This window comes from Asanoa ishikariensis (assembly GCF_900107455.1).
GTDB lineage: Bacteria > Actinomycetota > Actinomycetes > Mycobacteriales > Micromonosporaceae > Asanoa > Asanoa ishikariensis.
This window is the reverse complement of sequence record NZ_FNQB01000001.1, coordinates 1867240-1882390: the sequence shown is the minus strand read 5'-3', so window position 1 is coordinate 1882390 and position 15151 is coordinate 1867240. Positions and strand designations below refer to the sequence as shown.

General features: G+C 71.0%; 19 protein-coding genes. 11 read left to right on the top strand and 8 right to left on the bottom strand.

What is annotated here, in order from left to right; genetic code table 11:
* Window positions 1-42 precede the first annotated feature (42 nt).
* The 5 genes from BLV39_RS08870 to BLV39_RS08850 all read left to right on the top strand — a co-directional run bounded on the left by BLV39_RS08870 (window position 43) and on the right by BLV39_RS08850 (window position 3517).
* The gene (locus BLV39_RS08870; RefSeq protein ID WP_090789186.1) at window positions 43-375 is read left to right on the top strand and encodes a TfoX/Sxy family protein; all 333 of its coding nucleotides are present in this window, start codon (window positions 43-45) and stop codon (window positions 373-375) included.
* On the top strand, window positions 372-1262 hold the full coding sequence (locus BLV39_RS08865) for an NAD(P)H-binding protein (protein WP_090789184.1): 891 nt from the start codon (window positions 372-374) through the stop codon (window positions 1260-1262). The genes BLV39_RS08870 and BLV39_RS08865 overlap by 4 nt, the downstream gene beginning before the upstream one ends.
* Complete coding sequence (locus BLV39_RS08860; protein ID WP_090789182.1) at window positions 1255-2019, top strand: putative protein N(5)-glutamine methyltransferase; 765 nt, start codon at window positions 1255-1257, stop codon at window positions 2017-2019. The genes BLV39_RS08865 and BLV39_RS08860 overlap by 8 nt, the downstream gene beginning before the upstream one ends.
* A 62-nt stretch (window positions 2020-2081) precedes the next feature.
* Window positions 2082-3104 (top strand): aspartate-semialdehyde dehydrogenase, encoded by a 1023-nt coding sequence (locus BLV39_RS08855; protein ID WP_090789180.1) that lies wholly within the window; start codon window positions 2082-2084, stop codon window positions 3102-3104.
* On the top strand, window positions 3101-3517 hold the full coding sequence (locus BLV39_RS08850; RefSeq protein ID WP_090789178.1) for a PPOX class F420-dependent oxidoreductase: 417 nt from the start codon (window positions 3101-3103) through the stop codon (window positions 3515-3517). The genes BLV39_RS08855 and BLV39_RS08850 overlap by 4 nt, the downstream gene beginning before the upstream one ends.
* Here BLV39_RS08850 and BLV39_RS08845 read toward each other — a convergent pair.
* Together BLV39_RS08845 and BLV39_RS08840 are read right to left on the bottom strand one after the other, a co-directional pair.
* Window positions 3514-4863, bottom strand: a complete 1350-nt coding sequence (locus BLV39_RS08845) for a M16 family metallopeptidase (protein ID WP_090789176.1) — start codon at window positions 4861-4863, stop codon at window positions 3514-3516. The genes BLV39_RS08850 and BLV39_RS08845 overlap by 4 nt on opposite strands.
* Complete coding sequence (locus BLV39_RS08840) at window positions 4860-6152, bottom strand: M16 family metallopeptidase (protein WP_090789174.1); 1293 nt, start codon at window positions 6150-6152, stop codon at window positions 4860-4862. The genes BLV39_RS08845 and BLV39_RS08840 overlap by 4 nt, the downstream gene beginning before the upstream one ends.
* A 41-nt stretch (window positions 6153-6193) precedes the next feature.
* Between BLV39_RS08840 and BLV39_RS08835 the strand changes: the two genes are divergently transcribed.
* Entirely contained in the window at window positions 6194-7573 is a 1380-nt protein-coding gene (locus BLV39_RS08835; RefSeq protein WP_090789172.1) for a metallophosphoesterase family protein, read from the top strand.
* On the opposite strand, the gene BLV39_RS08830 is transcribed toward BLV39_RS08835, so the two are convergent.
* Together BLV39_RS08830 and BLV39_RS42880 are read right to left on the bottom strand one after the other, a co-directional pair.
* A complete protein-coding gene (locus tag BLV39_RS08830; RefSeq protein ID WP_090789170.1) occupies window positions 7559-7843 on the bottom strand; it encodes a GlsB/YeaQ/YmgE family stress response membrane protein in 285 nt (94 codons plus the stop codon). The genes BLV39_RS08835 and BLV39_RS08830 overlap by 15 nt on opposite strands.
* Window positions 7840-8259, bottom strand: a complete 420-nt coding sequence (locus BLV39_RS42880; RefSeq protein ID WP_176984820.1) for a YidB family protein — start codon at window positions 8257-8259, stop codon at window positions 7840-7842. Before BLV39_RS42880 ends, BLV39_RS08830 begins: the two co-directional genes overlap by 4 nt.
* A gap of 149 nt (window positions 8260-8408) precedes the next feature.
* On the opposite strand from BLV39_RS42880, the gene BLV39_RS08820 reads away from it, so the two are divergent.
* A complete protein-coding gene (locus BLV39_RS08820) occupies window positions 8409-10856 on the top strand; it encodes a penicillin-binding protein (RefSeq protein WP_090789167.1) in 2448 nt (815 codons plus the stop codon).
* Between the two features lie 62 nt (window positions 10857-10918).
* On the opposite strand, the gene BLV39_RS08815 is transcribed toward BLV39_RS08820, so the two are convergent.
* The 3 genes from BLV39_RS08815 to BLV39_RS08805 all read right to left on the bottom strand — a co-directional run bounded on the left by BLV39_RS08815 (window position 10919) and on the right by BLV39_RS08805 (window position 12525).
* Window positions 10919-11851 carry a redoxin domain-containing protein gene (locus BLV39_RS08815; RefSeq protein WP_090791287.1) on the bottom strand — a complete coding sequence of 311 codons (933 nt, stop codon included), beginning with the start codon at window positions 11849-11851 and terminating at the stop codon, window positions 10919-10921.
* Window positions 11852-12091: 240 nt separating this feature from the next.
* Entirely contained in the window at window positions 12092-12286 is a 195-nt protein-coding gene (locus BLV39_RS08810; protein ID WP_143049689.1) for a hypothetical protein, read from the bottom strand.
* A gap of 2 nt (window positions 12287-12288) precedes the next feature.
* Window positions 12289-12525, bottom strand: a complete 237-nt coding sequence (locus BLV39_RS08805; RefSeq protein WP_176984819.1) for a DUF6158 family protein — start codon at window positions 12523-12525, stop codon at window positions 12289-12291.
* A 99-nt stretch (window positions 12526-12624) separates the two neighbouring features.
* On the opposite strand from BLV39_RS08805, the gene BLV39_RS08800 reads away from it, so the two are divergent.
* Together BLV39_RS08800 and BLV39_RS08795 are read left to right on the top strand one after the other, a co-directional pair.
* The gene (locus tag BLV39_RS08800; RefSeq protein WP_090789163.1) at window positions 12625-13134 is read left to right on the top strand and encodes a hypothetical protein; all 510 of its coding nucleotides are present in this window, start codon (window positions 12625-12627) and stop codon (window positions 13132-13134) included.
* Between the two features lie 22 nt (window positions 13135-13156).
* A complete protein-coding gene (locus BLV39_RS08795) occupies window positions 13157-13486 on the top strand; it encodes a DUF3817 domain-containing protein (RefSeq protein ID WP_090789162.1) in 330 nt (109 codons plus the stop codon).
* Here BLV39_RS08795 and BLV39_RS08790 read toward each other — a convergent pair.
* Window positions 13476-13643, bottom strand: coding sequence for a DUF397 domain-containing protein (locus BLV39_RS08790; RefSeq protein ID WP_143049761.1), 168 nt, complete (start codon window positions 13641-13643; stop codon window positions 13476-13478). The genes BLV39_RS08795 and BLV39_RS08790 overlap by 11 nt on opposite strands.
* A 254-nt stretch (window positions 13644-13897) precedes the next feature.
* On the opposite strand from BLV39_RS08790, the gene BLV39_RS08785 reads away from it, so the two are divergent.
* Window positions 13898-14098, top strand: a complete 201-nt coding sequence (locus BLV39_RS08785; protein WP_090789158.1) for a DUF397 domain-containing protein — start codon at window positions 13898-13900, stop codon at window positions 14096-14098.
* A 119-nt stretch (window positions 14099-14217) separates the two neighbouring features.
* Entirely contained in the window at window positions 14218-15129 is a 912-nt protein-coding gene (locus tag BLV39_RS08780) for a Scr1 family TA system antitoxin-like transcriptional regulator (RefSeq protein WP_090789156.1), read from the top strand.
* Window positions 15130-15151: the final 22 nt, after the last annotated feature.

Sequence of the window (15151 nt, the reverse complement as noted above, 5' to 3'; positions counted from 1 at the left end):
TCCGGGCAAAAGTCGCTTCCTTCCCGTGGCACCATCGGGGGCATGGTGCGTGATGAAGGGCTGGTCACCCAGGTCCGGGAGCTGGTCGGGGCCGACCCCGGAGTCGAGGAGCGCCGGATGTTCGGCAGTCTCATCTTCATGATCGACGGGAACATGGCCTGTGGCGTACGCCACGACGGCCTGCTGGTCCGGGTCGGCCGGGAGGCGAGCGAGGCGGCGCTGGCGGAGCCGCACGTCACGCCGTTCGAGATGGGTGGCGGCCGCCGCCCCGCCGGCTGGGTCGTGGTCGATCCCGGCGGACTCGCCGGCGACGCCGCGGTGCGCGACTGGGTCGAGCGGGGCGTCGCGTACGCGCGCACGCTGCCCGCCAAATGAGCACGACTCCGGCCCGCGAGGCCGGCCGCAGCCAGGCACCGGGCCCCGGCGTGCTCGCGGTGACCGGGTCGACCGGCGCGCTCGGCTCCCGCGTGGCCGCCCTGCTCGCCGACGCCGGCCGGCCGCAACGGCTCGTGGTCCGCTCCCCCGAGCGCGCGCCGAAGCTGCCCGGCGCGACCGTCGCCGTGGCCGACTACGGCGACGCCGCGGCAGCCGAGGCAGCCCTGTCCGGCGTGGACACCCTGTTCATGGTGTCCGCCGCCGAAAGCGTCGACCGGGTCACCCACCACCTCACGTTCATCGACGCGGCCATCGCGGCGGGCGTGCGGCACCTGGTCTACACCTCGTTCCTGGGCGCCGCGCCGGACTCGACCTTCACCCTCGGCCGCCACCACTACGCCACCGAGCAGCACATCCACGCGAGCGGCATCTCGCACACCATCCTGCGCGACAACCTCTACCTCGACTTCCTGCCGCACCTCGCGGTCGACGGGGTGATCCGCGGCCCGGCCGGTGAGGGCCGGGTGGCCGCGGTCGCCCGGGACGACGTCGCCGACGTGGCGGTCGCGGTCCTCGGCGCGCCGGGGCGGCACGCGGGGCAGGCGTACGCGCTGACCGGGCCGTTCGCGATCACCATGGAGGAGGCCGCGGCCACGATGACCGCGGTACTCAACCGCCCGTACTCGTATGAGGAGGAGACGGTCGAGGAGGCGTACGCGTCGCGCGCCCACTACGGCGCGCCGGCCTGGCAGGTCGACGGCTGGGTCAGCACCTACACGGCGATCGCCCACGGCGACCTGGCCGGGGTGACCGACGACGTCGAGCGGATCGCCGGGCACCCGCCGATCGACTTCGCCGAGGTGCTCCGCCGGGCCGCCCGTGTCTGAGCAGGACATCGTGGCCCGGCTGCGGGCCGCGGGGTGTGTGTTCGCCGAGGACGAGGCGCGGCTGCTGATCGGCTCCGCGCCGGACCCGGAGCGGCTGGCCGAGATGGTCGCCGAGCGGGTCCGCGGTGTGCCGCTGGAGCACGTGGTCGGCTGGGCCGAGTTCTGCGGGATTCGGATCGCGATCGGCCCCGGGGTCTTCGTGCCCCGGCACCGCACCGAACTGCTGGTCCGGCTCGCCGCCACGGCGATCCAGGACGGACGGGCGCTCGTCGACCTGGCCTGCGGCTCGGGCGCGATCGCCGCCGCGGTGGCCGACCGGGTCCCGGGCCTGTCCGTGCACGCGGCCGACATCGAGCCCGCCGCCGTCGAGGTGGCCCGGCGGAACCTGGCGCCGATCGGCGGCCACGTCTACGCCGGTGACCTGTTCGACGCGCTGCCGGAATCCCTGCGCGGCCGGGTGGACGTGCTGGTGGCCAACGTCCCGTACGTGCCCAGCGGCGCCGTCGGCCTGTTGCCGCCGGAGGCCCGCGACTACGAGCCGCGGCGCGCCCTGGACGGCGGCGCCGACGGGCTCGACGTGCTGCGCCGGGTGGCCGCCGGCGCGCCGGGCTGGCTGCGCCCGGGCGGCACCCTGCTCAGCGAGATCGGCGTCGACCAGATCGACCCCGCCAAGGCGGCCCTGAGCTCGGCCGGGCTGGCCCCGGACGTGGTCTCCGACGACGACCTGGACGCCACGGTGATCTTGGGTCGCAGGTGAACGCCACCACAGCGTGGGAAACCCGATCAACCTGAGGCCCTGGGCTCGGTAGATTCGCGGGCATGAGGATCGGAATCGTGGGTGCCACCGGCCAGGTCGGCGGTGTGATGCGGCGCATCCTGGCGGAGCGCGCCTTCCCGGCCACGCAGGTGCGGCTGTTCGCCAGCGCCCGCTCGGCGGGGCGCACGCTGCCGTGGCAGGGCACCGAGATCACCGTCGAGGACGCCGACACCGCTGACTACCGCGGTCTCGACATCGTGCTGTTCTCGGCCGGCAAGGGCGCCTCGAAGACGCTCGCGCCGAAGGTGGCCGAGGCCGGCGCCGTGGTGATCGACAACTCGTCGGCCTGGCGGATGGACCCGTCGGTCCCGCTGGTCGTCGCCGAGGTCAACCCGCACGCGATCGCCAACCGACCCCGCGGCATCATCGCCAACCCCAACTGCACCACGATGGCCGTGATGCCCGTGCTGCGCCCGTTGCACAACGAGGCTGGTCTGGTGGCCATGGTGGTGGCGACCTATCAGGCCGTGTCCGGCGCCGGGCTGTCCGGCGTCGCGGAGCTCGACGAGCAGGTCCGCAAGGTCGCCGAGCGGGCCACTGAGCTGACCCACGACGGCGCCGCGGTCGAGTTCCCCGAGCCGCACCAGTTCAGATCGCCGATCGCGTTCAACGTGCTGCCGCTGGCCGGCTCGGTCGTCGACGACGGTTCGGCCGAGACCGACGAGGAGCAGAAGCTCCGCAACGAGAGCCGCAAGATCCTCGAGATCCCGGGCCTGCGGGTCTCCGGCACGTGCGTGCGGGTGCCCGTCTTCACCGGTCACTCGATGCAGGTCAACGCCCGCTTCGCCAACCCGCTGAGCCCGGCCCGGGCCGCCGAGCTGCTGGCCGGCGCGCCCGGCGTCGAGCTCGACGAGGTGCCGACCCCGCTCAAGGCGGCCGGCCGCGACCCGTCCTACGTGGGCCGGCTGCGGACCGACGAGACCGCCGACAACGGCCTGGCCTTCTTCGTCTCCAACGACAACCTCCGCAAGGGCGCGGCGCTCAACGCGGTGCAGATCGCCGAACTGGTGGCGGCGGAAGCGTGAGCTTCCACGAGCTGCTCAGCAGCCGGGACGCGGGCGTTCTCGCGACGATCAAGCGCGACGGACGCCCGCACCTGTCCAACGTCAACTACACGTACGACCGGGCGGCCGGCACCATCCGCGTCTCGGTGACCGACCACCGGCAGAAGACGGTGAACCTGCGCCGGGACCCGCGGGCCAGCTTCGAGGTCACCACGCCCGACCTCGGCCGCTTCGTCGTGGCCGAGTGCCGGGCCGAGCTCTCCGAGGTGGCCGCTGACCCGCACGACGCCGCGGTCGACGAACTGGTCGACATCTACCGCCGCATCGCCGGCGAGCACCCCGACTGGGCCGAGTACCGCGATGCGATGGTCACCGACCACCGCATCGCGCTGACCCTGCACGTCGAGCGCCTCTACGGCTGGCCCCGGGGCTAGATCGCGGCCGTCACGACCTCGCCGAGGCCTGTGGCCTCGAGCTCGGAGCGGATCGCGGCCGCGTCACCCTCGACGACCAGGGTGATGCCCTCGGCGTTGAGGTGCGCCGCGGTCGCCGCGGACACCTCGTCGACGGTGGCGTGCAGCAGCGACTCGCGCAGCCGGGCGTGGTAGTCGTCCGGCAGGTCGTGCACCACGAGCGTCGACAAGGCGCTGGCGTACGCCCGCGGCGTCTGGAGGCCCACCGAGAGCTGCCCGGCCCGCCAGTCCCGGGCCACGGCGAGCTCCGGCTCGGTGACCCCCTCGGACTGGGTGCGGGCGATCTCGCCGACCGCGTCGACCAGGGCCGGCGCGGTCACCGCGGTCTGCACGCCGGCGCTGGTCACGAACCGGCCGAACCGGCGGGACAAACCGTATTCCGAGCGGATGCCGTAGGTGTAGCCGCGGACCTCGCGCAGCAGGTGGTTGAGGCGCGAGGTGAACGCGCCGCCGAGCACGATGGCGCCCAGCGTCATCGGCACGTAGTCCGGGTGCGAACGGTGCGGCGCGGTGTGGCCGAGCCGCAGCGTCGACTGCACGGAGCCGGGCCGGTCGACCAGCACGATCCGCCGGGTCGTCCGGCCGCCGGCCGGGAACGGCTCGCCGACCACCGGCGAGGACTCGTCGGCGCCGGCGAAGGCCGCCCGGCCCAGCGCGTCCAGGTCGATCCGGGACAGGTCGCCGGCCACCAGCAGCGTGCCGGGTGCCATGAACCAGGACCGGTGGAACCCGACCACGTCGTCGACGGACAGCGCGCCCACGGTCCGCGGGTCGCCGGACAGCGGACGGCCGTGCCGCACCTCGGCGCCGAACAGGTCGCTGCGCAGCACCGCGTCGGCGCGCGGGCCGGGGTTGGCCCAGTAGAGGCGCAGGGACTCGGCCTCGTCGTCGCGTACGCGCTCGATGTCGGCCGGGTCCAACTTGGGCCGGCGGACGGCCTCGGCCAGCAGCTCGACCGCGGCCGGCAGCGCCGCGACCGGGACCTGGACGGTCGCCGCGAACGAGTCCCAGTCGATCGACAGGGACAGGTCGGTGCCGAGCGACTCGAGCGCGACGGCGTAGTCGGCCGCCGAACGCGACGCGGTGCCCTCTTCGAGGGCCTTGGCCAGCACCTCGGCGACGCCCTCGACACCGATCGTCTCCCGCCCGCCGCCCGCGTCGAGCAGCAGCGACGCGACCGCCAGGTTGTGACCGGGCAGGTCGGCGGCGACCACAGATCCGCCGGCCACCGAACGCCGGACCACGGCCGGGAAGCGGTAGGGGCGCGGCGTCCCGGGCTCCGGGCGCTGCGCGATGAGCTGCGTCATGCCACTGCCTCCATCGGCTCGTACACGAGCGTCACTCGGTCTTCGGGTCGGAGCACTTCGCGGGCCACCTCCGCCAGGGCGGACGTGGTCACCGCGCGCCAGCCGGGCAGCCGCGAGCCGACCCGGGCCGGGTCGCCGAACAGGGTGGTGTAGCGGCTGAGCAGGTCCGCGCGGCCGTCCACGGTGGCGACCGCGGTCCACCACTCGGTCTCCAGCAGCGCCTGGGCGCGGGCCAGCTCCTGCTCGGTAACCTCGCCGGTAACGAGCTCGTCGACCACCTCCGCCAGGGCCGCGCCGAGCCGCGCGGCGGTGACGCCGGGGCGGGCGGTGGCGGAGGCGATCAGCGGCGCGGGCGCGTACGCGAGGTCGACACCGTACGCGCCGACCGTGTCGGGCTGGGCGAGCCGGGCGCCGTCGGCGAGCAGCCGGTAGAGCCGGCTCCCCCGGCCCTGGCCGAGCACGGTGGCCAGCACCGTCACGGCGTCGTGCTCGGTCGAGCCGTAGGGGTAGGTGCGGTGTGCCAGGTAGACCCGGGGCGCCGGCACCTCGGCCGCGACCACCGAGGAGACGGGCCCGGCCCAGCCGGCCAGCGACCCGGTGGGCGCCGGCGGTCGCTGTCCACCGGCGGTCAGCCCGCCGAAGTACTTGGCGGCCAGCGCGAACACCTCGGCCGGCGCGGCGTCGCCGGCCACCGTGAGCACCGCGTTGTCGGGCACGTAGTAGCTGCGGTGGAACGCCTGGAACGTGGCGAGCTCGGCCGCGTTGAGGTCCTCCATCGACCCGATGGTCGGGTGGTGGTAGGGATGGCCCTCCGGGTAGAGCAGCGGGAGCAGCCGCAGCCAGGCGTCCCCGTAGGGCACGTTCTCGTAGCGCTGCCGCCGCTCGTTCTTGACCACGTCACGCTGGTTGTCGAGGGTCTCCTGGACCAGCGCCGGCACCAGGCCGCCCATCCGGTCGGCCTCCAGCCACAGCGCGAGCTCCAGATGCTCGGCGGGCAGCGTCTCGAAGTAGTTGGTGCGGTCCGGGTTGGTGGTCGCGTTGAGCGAGCCGCCGTTGCCCTGCACGAGTCGCATGTGCTCGGTCTTGGGCACGTTGACCGAGCCTTCGAACATCAGGTGCTCGAAGAGGTGCGCGAAGCCGGTCTGCCCGTCGGGCTCGTGCCGCGACCCCACGTCGTACCAGAGGTTGACCGCCACGACCGGTGCGCTGCGGTCCTCGCTGACCACGACGCGCATGCCGTTGGCGAGCCGGGTGGTCTCGATCGGCCAGGGATAACCCGTCTCGGACATGGAGTGACGTTATCGGATGAGCACACCGGGATACTTGCCCGGTGCACAGCGAGCCGTATCTTCTCGACCCTTCCGCCGACGGGGTGCACGTCATCTGGCACACCGACGCGCCGGCATCCGGCGCGGTGCTGCTCGACGACGGACGGCGCGTCGAAGCGACCAGCTCCGCGCTGGTCGCCCTTCATGACGACGATGGGGTACGCGCGACGGTGTACCGCCACTGGTCGGAGGTACGCGGTCTCGGCGCGGGTCGCACCTCGTACCGCGTGGTCTCGGTCTTCGAAGACGGTGCGGCGGCGGAGTCGGGCACCTACACGCTGGCTCCCGCGGTGCCGCCAGGCCAACCGGTGCGATTGCTGCTCTCCAGCGATCACCAGCTTTGGCGGATGACCCCGGCCAACCTGGCGAAGGTGGCCGAGACGGTCGGCGTCGAGCTCGACGGGGTGCTGTTCGCCGGCGACATGGTCGGCGTGCCGGCGCGGGCCACGGACTGGTTCGACCATCCGAACGGGCGGGGCTTCTTCGCGGGGCTGACGGGCCGGGCCGACACGGTGATCGCCGGGCGGCACTACCGGGGCGCGCCGCTGCTCCAGCACGCCCCGCTGTTCCCCGCGATCGGCAACCACGAGGTGATGGGCCGCACGCAGGGACATCGCACGCTCCAGGAGCGGTTCGACGACCCGGCACCGGACGGCTGGGACACCGCGGCCTACGAGGAGCTGTTCCCGGTGCCGCGCGGCCCGGCCGGGCCGCGCTGGTGGTCCCGGACGGTGGGCGACGTGTTCGTCGTGTCGCTGTTCGTCACCCGGGCGTGGCGGGACGCGGTGGCGACCTACGACCGGCGCGGCGGGCAGTTCCTGTTCGAACGGGTCGACGCCGGCTCGCCCCAGCACTCCTGGCTGACGGCCGAGCTCGCGTCGGCGGCGGCGCGCACGGCCCGGTTCCGGGTCGTTGTGTTCCACCACGCCAGCCACGGGCTGGGTGCGCACGTCGTGCCGGCCTACACGGACCCGGTGCTGGCGGACGGCCGCTATGCGTACCCGATCGAGAACGATGTCGTCCTGCGGGATCTGGCACCGCTGTTCGGCGCGTCCGGGGTCGACCTGGTCCTCAACGGGCACAACCACCTGTGGAACCGGTTCCGCGACGCGTCCGGGGTCAACTGGCTGGAGAGCTCGAACGTCGGCAACTCCTACGGCGCCTTTCCCGGGCGCGGCGACCCCGGCGGCCTGACACCGGTGCTACCGACGGTCGCGCCGCTGACCGACCCGGCCGGCACGCCGCTGCCCTATGTGGCGGACGACGACGTGACCGTGTTCTCCGTGCTCGACTCGGCCGCGGGCGCCGTCCACTCGTACCGGTTCGACACCCGCGACCCGGACGGGCCGGTCGTGCTGTTCGACGAGCTAGCGCTCCACTGATCGCTTTTCCGCGTCGCGGCTGGCCAGGCGGGTGAACACCCAGACGAAGAGGATCGCCAGGCCGATCTGGATGCCGTGCCGGATCCAGTCGATGCCGCGGGTCTCACCCACGCCCAGGAAGTCGGCGATCACCCCGCCGACCAGGGCGGCGATGAAGCCGATGCTGATGGTGGCGACCATCGAGATGTTCTGTCGTCCGGGCAGGATCAGCCGGGCGAGTACCCCGATGATCACGCCGCCGATGAGCGCCCAGAGCAGTGTGGCGATCATGCGTGGTCCTCTCTCGGTTCGGGTTCGCCCAGGAGACCGGGCCCCTTCAAAACGTGCGTAAACGCGTCCTGGAGCGTGGTGGCGTCGGGCAGCACGCCGCCGGGGCTGGCCCGGTCGACGACTTGGGGCAGCAGTTCGGCAAGCGTGTCGCCGGCCTCGTCCGGCGTCATCCCGGCGGCCTCGGCCGCCGCGTCGAGGTTGGCCGCACCCAGCGCGTCGCTGATCTGGGCGCCGGTGACCTCCCGGCCCGGGGAGGTGTGGATCCAGGACTGCACCTGCTGTTGGAGTCCACCCTGCTGGAGCTGGTCGAGCAGGCGGTTGAGATCGATGCCGTCGCCCGCCCGGTTCAGCACGCTGAGCAGGAGTCGGCGGACCCGTTCGTTCTGGGTCAGTTTCGTAATCTCGTCCAGATCCATCCCCGCTCCATATCCGGCATTTGCCCCTTTTCCTTGGAGGCTATGCCGCGTGTCGTCGCAGAGGTGACGGGTTTCACGCAACCCAACCCGCAACCGGGAGGGTCTTTGGCGCGTCTGGTCCAATACACGCCAAACATCCCGGGGGTCCGATGCACGTCCACGAGAACAGCCGGTTTCGCAACATCGCCACGCTGGCCCTGGTCGGTGTGTTATCCGGTGTGATCGTGGCCGCCGCGGCCTTCCCCCTCGCCGCCGCATCCGGGCTGATCGCGAAGGCCGGTGCGATCTCCTTCGACGAGCTTCCGGCGAGCTTCACCGTCAAGCAGGCGCCGCAGGCGACCCAGGTGCTGGCCCGTGACGGCAAGACTCCGCTGGCCACCTTCTTCGACGAGAACCGCAAGGACGTGCCGCTCACGGCGATCGCGCCGACCGTGGCCCAGGCCCTGGTGGCCGCCGAGGACCAGGCGTTCTACCGGCACAACGGGGTCGACGTGCGGGGCCTGGCCCGAGCCGTCGTGGTCAACAAGGCGACCGGCGCGCAGCAGGGCGGCTCGACGCTGACCATGCAGCTCGTCCGGATGTTGGCGACGTACTCGGCGACCGACCCGCAGCAGGTGGTCGAGGCGACCGAGAAGAGCACCAGCCGCAAGATCAAGGAGAGCCGGCAGGCCCTCGCGCTCGACAAGGAGCTCGGCAAGAAGGGCGTCATCGAGCGCTACCTCAACCTGGCGCCGTACGGGCACAGCACCTACGGCATCTACGCCGCCTCCATGTACTACTTCGGCAAGACGCCCGACAAGCTCAGCCTGTCGGAGTCGGCCCTGCTGGCCGGTGTCATCCGCGCGCCGAGCGTCTACGACCCGATGGACGAGGGTCAGCGGCCGCAGACCATGGAACGGCGCGACTGGGTGCTCGACCAGATGGTCAAGACCGGCGCGATCACTACGGCGCAGGCCACTGCGGCCAAGGCCGTGGAGCTCAAGTTCGTCGGCAAGACGCCGAGCAACGGCTGCACCGCGACCAAGCCCAACAACTACGGCTTCTTCTGCGACTACTTCCAGCGCTGGTGGCTCCAGCAGGAGGCGTTCGGCAGCACGACCTACGACCGTGAGCGGCGCCTGCGTGGCGGCGGCTACCGGGTGATCACCTCGCTCGACCCGGTCGCGCAGAACGCCGCCTTCAAGAACGTCACCGACCAGCTCGGCGTCAACCACAAGGAAGCCCTGATGGTGGCCGCCGTGGAGCCGGGCACCGGGAAGGTGCGGGCGCTGGCCACCAACCGGACCTTCGGCATCGACGGTGGGTCGAAGCCGAAGAACAAGCCGCACAGCAACCCGGCCGAGGCCGAGCGTGGCGTACGCGGCACGTACCCGATCACCACGAACCCGTTGATCACCGGCGGCGGCGGGGTCCAGGGCTACCAGGCCGGCTCGACCTTCAAGATCTTCGCGGCGGTGGCGGCCCTCCAGAAGGGCATGCCGCTGGCCACCGAGATGAACGCGCCGCAGGTCTACCGGTCCGGCTACTACGCGCCGCAGGGCGAGCCCGGTAGCTGCAGCGACATCCCGCGGTACTGCCCGACCAACGACAACTCCAGCATGGCCGGACAGCACGACATGTGGAGCGCGTTCGGCGCCTCGGTGAACACGTACTTCGTGCCGCTGGAGGAGCAGGCCGGCGCGTACAACACGATCCAGGCGGCGAAGGCGCTCGGCATCCGGTTCCTGGCGCCGTCGGAGGCGGAGCACGCCGCCAACAAGGAGCAGGCTGACACCTGGGGCTCGTTCGTCCTGGGCGTCTCGGCGACCACGCCGCTGGACCTGGCCAACGCGTACGCGACGCTGGCGGCCGACGGCTCCCATTGCGACCCGACCCCGGTCGAGCAGATCTTCGACTTCGAAGGCGGCAAGATCGACGCGGGCGCGCCGCACTGCGACAAGGCCGTCAGCACCGAGGTGGCCCGGGGCGCGATCGACATGGCCCGGTGCCCGGTCGGCGACCAGTCCGCGTTCGACCAGTGCCGTGGCGCGACCGCCCGCACCGTGCGCGACGAGGTCGGCCACCCGGTGGCCGGCAAGACCGGCACGACTGACAGCAACCGCACCGCCTCGCTGGTGGTCACCACCACGACGCTGGCGGTGGCCGGCATCATGGCGGACCCGGACTGGCCGGAGACGCCGGAGAACATGGACCACAACAAGATCAACCCGGCGGTGTACGAGACGCTGGCGGACGCGATGAAGGGCAAGCCCAAGGTCGACTTCCCGGCGCCGGCCCGCAGCACCGCGTACGGCGACCAGAAGACGATCCCGAACGTGTCCTGCCGCTCCGTCGAGGACGCGCGGAACACGCTCGAAGAGGCCGGCTTCAACGTCAAGGTCGACGACATCCAGGTGTCGTCGAACTGCCCCCAGGGCTCGGTCGCCTACAGCGAGCCGAACCGCCGCAGCGTCGAGGGCGCGACGATCACGCTGAAGATCAGCGCTGGCTCGCCGCCGCCCAACCGGCCCAGCAACGGACCCGACGGCCAGGACGACGGGGATCAGCCGAACAACGACATCAGCCCGGACAACGTCATAGACCGGATCTTCAACTAGGTCCCGGCCTGTCGCGGCCCGCGACGAGCCAGCTCGGCCAGCGATGGTCGACGGGTCAGGTTCTAGCCGAACGTGAAGGCGTAGGCCTCGGCGCCCGGTTCGTTGAACCTGATCTCCAGGATCCGTTCGGCGACCGCGCCCGGCTGGCGCACGAGCTGGTAGAGGCGGCCCTCCCGGAGCACCCCCGCACCGTCGGCGTCGATGTCGACCCCGTGCGCCTCACCCGGCACCGCGCCGTCGAGGAAGACCTGGAACGGGATCGGTCGGCCGGTCGCGTTGGACAGCACGAGGTGGGCGTCGCGCGCCTGGAATCGGAACACGATCCCGCCCTCGGCACCGGTCAGCTCGACCTTCTCCCGGCCGAGGAGCCACTCGCCGTCCAGCCCCCACTCGTTGAACGGCAGGAAGCCCGGGAAGACGTACCCGCGGCGCTCGTCCGGTGCCGCGTCCTTCGAGGCGAAGCCGCCGCCGCGCGCGTACCCGAGATAGCTCTCGGGCGTCCGCAGCGTGTCCCAGTCGGCCTCGGCCTCCACACCGCGCCCGACGACCGTGCCGGCCACCGGCTCCCGCGACACGCCGAGCAGACGCTGGATGAGCCGCTCCGACTCGACGTAGCGCCCCTCGCCGAAGTGGGCGTCCCGGATCACGCCCTCCCGGTCGACGAAGTAGAGCGCCGGCCAGAAGTGGTTGTCGTAGGCGGTCCAGACCGCGTAGTCGTTGTCCACCACGACCGGGTACGTGATCTCCCGCCCCGCCGTCGCCTGCCGCACGAGGTCGACGTTGTGCTCGAAGGAGAACTCCGGCGTGTGCGCACCGACGACGACCAGCCCGTCGGCTTCGTACGCCTGGGACCAGGCCCGGATGTACGGCTCGGTGCGGAGCCAGTTGATGCAGGTCAGCGTCCAGAAGTCGACGAGGACGACGCGTCCGCGCAGGTCATCGGGCCCAAGCGGCCCAGAGTTGATCCACTCGGTCGCCCCGGCGAACGTGGGCATGGCGGTCACGCCCTCACGGTAGAACGCCCTGTGCGGCCCTACATACGAAACACCGCCCCCGGCGCTGGGCCAGGGGCGGTGCTCGTTGCGTCGGTGTGCAGGTCGCCTCTCGGCGAGTGGCACAACGCGGCTCCAGCCGAACGGTATTCCGCGAAGGCAATGGGTGAGGCCCGGGGACACTGGACACACCGACAGTCAGCTCAACTGCGGTCTCGGCGGGATCATTCCCCGCTGGCCGGATCAGTTTCCGGAGCGGTCGTGTTCTTCCAGGCCGGCCCAACCGCGCGGGCTCTCGGACTCGCCGCTGTCGCGGCCATCGATGATCGACTTGTCGACCGCGGTGTCCTCGTGCTCGACGGCGAAGTCGTCGTCCGCACCCATGTCGGCGGGGTCGGTGTCGCCGGGCGACCGCCCGAGCGGCTCACGCGTACCCACGATCACTCCAGCCCCGCGCCGTCCCGCAGCCGGTGCGGGTCGACCTCGCGGCCCGGGTGCCGGGCCAGGTACTCGGTCTCCAACTCGGCGGTCCGCCGCAGGTGGTTGGCCAGCGCCGGGTCGGAACCGTGCCGGAGGGTGTCGAGTCGCGTCCGGTGCAGGCTGTGCAGCTCGCGCATCAGGTCGTCGCCAGACAGTTCACTCGGGTCGACACCCACATCCTCCACAGATTCGGTCATGGTTCGATACTGCCCATTTCCGGCGCGAGGTAACCAAGATTCGCGCTCACTACGACGCGCTGTAAGAGTGCCCAGCGGGCGCCGGTACCCTCGTTGGACATGAGGCGTCTGGTCACCCCACCGATGCTCGGGAAGCATGTGCTGGCGATCGCGCTGATCGGCGGTTTCCTGGCGCTGGGCTGGTGGCAGATCTCCCGGGCGTCCGCGGGCAACACGCTGAGCTGGGCGTACGCGATCGAGTGGCCGGTGTTCGCCGGCTTCGTCGGATTCCTCTGGTACCGGGAGATCCGCGAGGCGCTGGGCTTCCCCGCGGTCCGGCCGGCCGCCGACGCCACTGACTCCGCTGACGCCGCTGACTCCCCTGACGCCTCCGGGGCCGAGCCGGTGCCCACCCCGGCGCTGCCGCCGGTGCTCGGCACCCGGGCGCCCAAGATCGGTTCTGGCTTCCGGCGGCCGGTGCTGGTGCCGCGTCAGCCGGTCGCCGCCGCGTCGGCCGCCGGCGCCGCCGACCCGGAACTCGACGAGTACAACGACTATCTCGCGTGGCTCAACGCCAACCCGGGCGCCAAGGCGTCCGCATATCCGGGCCGCCGCCGCGGTCCTGGTTGACCAGGAAGGATCCCCCCGCATCATGCGCGCAGCCCTCACCCGGTACCGGATCATCGCGTACGTCGTCGGCGTCGTGCTCGTCGTTCTCATGGCGATCGGCATGCCGCTGAAGTACCTCGGCGACAACTCGACGGTGGTCGAGACCGTCGGTCCGGCGCACGGCTTCCTCTACATGATCTACCTGATCGCCGTGTTCGACCTCGGCCGGCGTGCGCAGTGGCCGATCGGGCGCATGCTGCTGGTCATGTTGGCGGGCACGATCCCGTTCGTCTCGTTCTACGCCGAGCGGAAGGTCGCGCAGTGGTTCCGCCCCGCGACCGAGCCGGTGGAGCCGGTCGCCGTCACCTCTTGAGTGCCGCGCACAGCGCGCGCCACGCTTCCGGGGGAAAACGCAACACCGGCCCACCGGGGTTCCCCCGAACGAGCACGACGTCGCCCGTAACCGCCACGTCGACACACTGGTTTGATTCGCAGTGACTGCTGCGATGCCAGACAAGAGTCACACCCATCAATACAATCTCGCACAGCACGGTCACACTGCGAAGAGTGACCGTCACCATGAGCGTGCTCACTCACGGTGATTCCGTTTTCATCTCGCGTGATCTTCATTCCAATGGGATAAAAATCGCAGCATCTGAGCGCTTCGGCTTCCAATGTGGACGCTCGACCGCTAGGTTCCTATCCTGGCGCGGCCCTTTGTGGCAATCCCGCATGCCGCGTCTTTTTGGTGCCCTAGAGAAGCCCCGAGCCTGCGGAGATTTTGATGTCCGGAAGCAACACTGCCATGCCCGTTTTCCGTCGCAGCTCACGCTGTGAAGCGACCAACTGCGTCGAGGTCGCTACCGTCAGTGAGGGCGCGATCCTGCGCAACTCCACCACGCCCGACACCCGTATCGCGTTCGACACCGCGTCGTGGCGTGGCTTCATCGCTGGTGTGGCGGCCGGCGAGTTCGACCTGCGCTGAAGTTCTACCTCGAATCGGCACGCCGGCCGTTCGAGCCGGCGTGCCGCATATATACAAACGGATGGCCGAACGTCTATCGACAGGTGTAAGCTTGGCTTAGTGCAACCTGGCTAATCGCAATGTGCCAGATGGCCAACCTGAGACCACATCTCCTCACCGGAGGCGGAGGCGTGACGACGGTCCAAGGGCCCACTGCCGGCCGGCGCCGACTGCGCACGGCTCTGAGGGCGGCTCGGGAACACGCAAAGTTGACCCAGGAACACGTTGCTGAGGCGATGGACTGGTCGCTCAGCAAGCTGATTCGCATCGAGACCGGTCGCGTCAGCGTGTCGACCAATGACGTCCGTGCGCTGCTCAACCTCTACCGCATCGACGGCACGACCGAGGCCGAAGAGCTGATCGCGCTCGCCCGGCTGGCCCGGCAGAAGCCTTGGTGGCAAGAGGCCCGCTCGGCGATCCCCGCGCACTACGCGCAATACATCGGCCTCGAGTCCGAGGCATCCGCCATGAGCTGTTTCCAGTCGAGCGTGATGCCGGGCCTTGCCCAGACCCCCGACTACGCGCGCGCGGTGATCACCCACCGCACCCCGGGCCAGGTCCGCCCCGAGGAAGTCGACGCCCGCATCGAAGTCCGGATGCGCCGCAAGTCCGAGATCCTGGGCCGCGAAGACCCGCCGCAGTTCGACATCATCCTCGACGAGGCCGTCCTGCGCCGCGTGATCGGCGGCACCAAGGTCCACCGCGAGCAACTCGAGCACCTGGTCTCGCTGGCGGCCGCACCCAACATCACCATCCAGATAGTCCCGTTCTCCGCGGGCGCCACCACGTCCGCAGGCTCCTTCGTGATCCTGGGCTTCCCCGACGAAGCCGACGGCGACGTGGTCTATCTGGAGAGCGCGCTGCTGGAGAACTTCCTGGAGCGCCCGATGGAAACCGCGCCGTACCACGAAGAGTTCGCCTGGCTGCGATCCGGCGCCCTGAGCGAGCTCGACTCGATCGCCTTCATCGAAAAGGTCGCGGGCGAGCTCTAGGTCTTGCGGGCACAGGCGATCC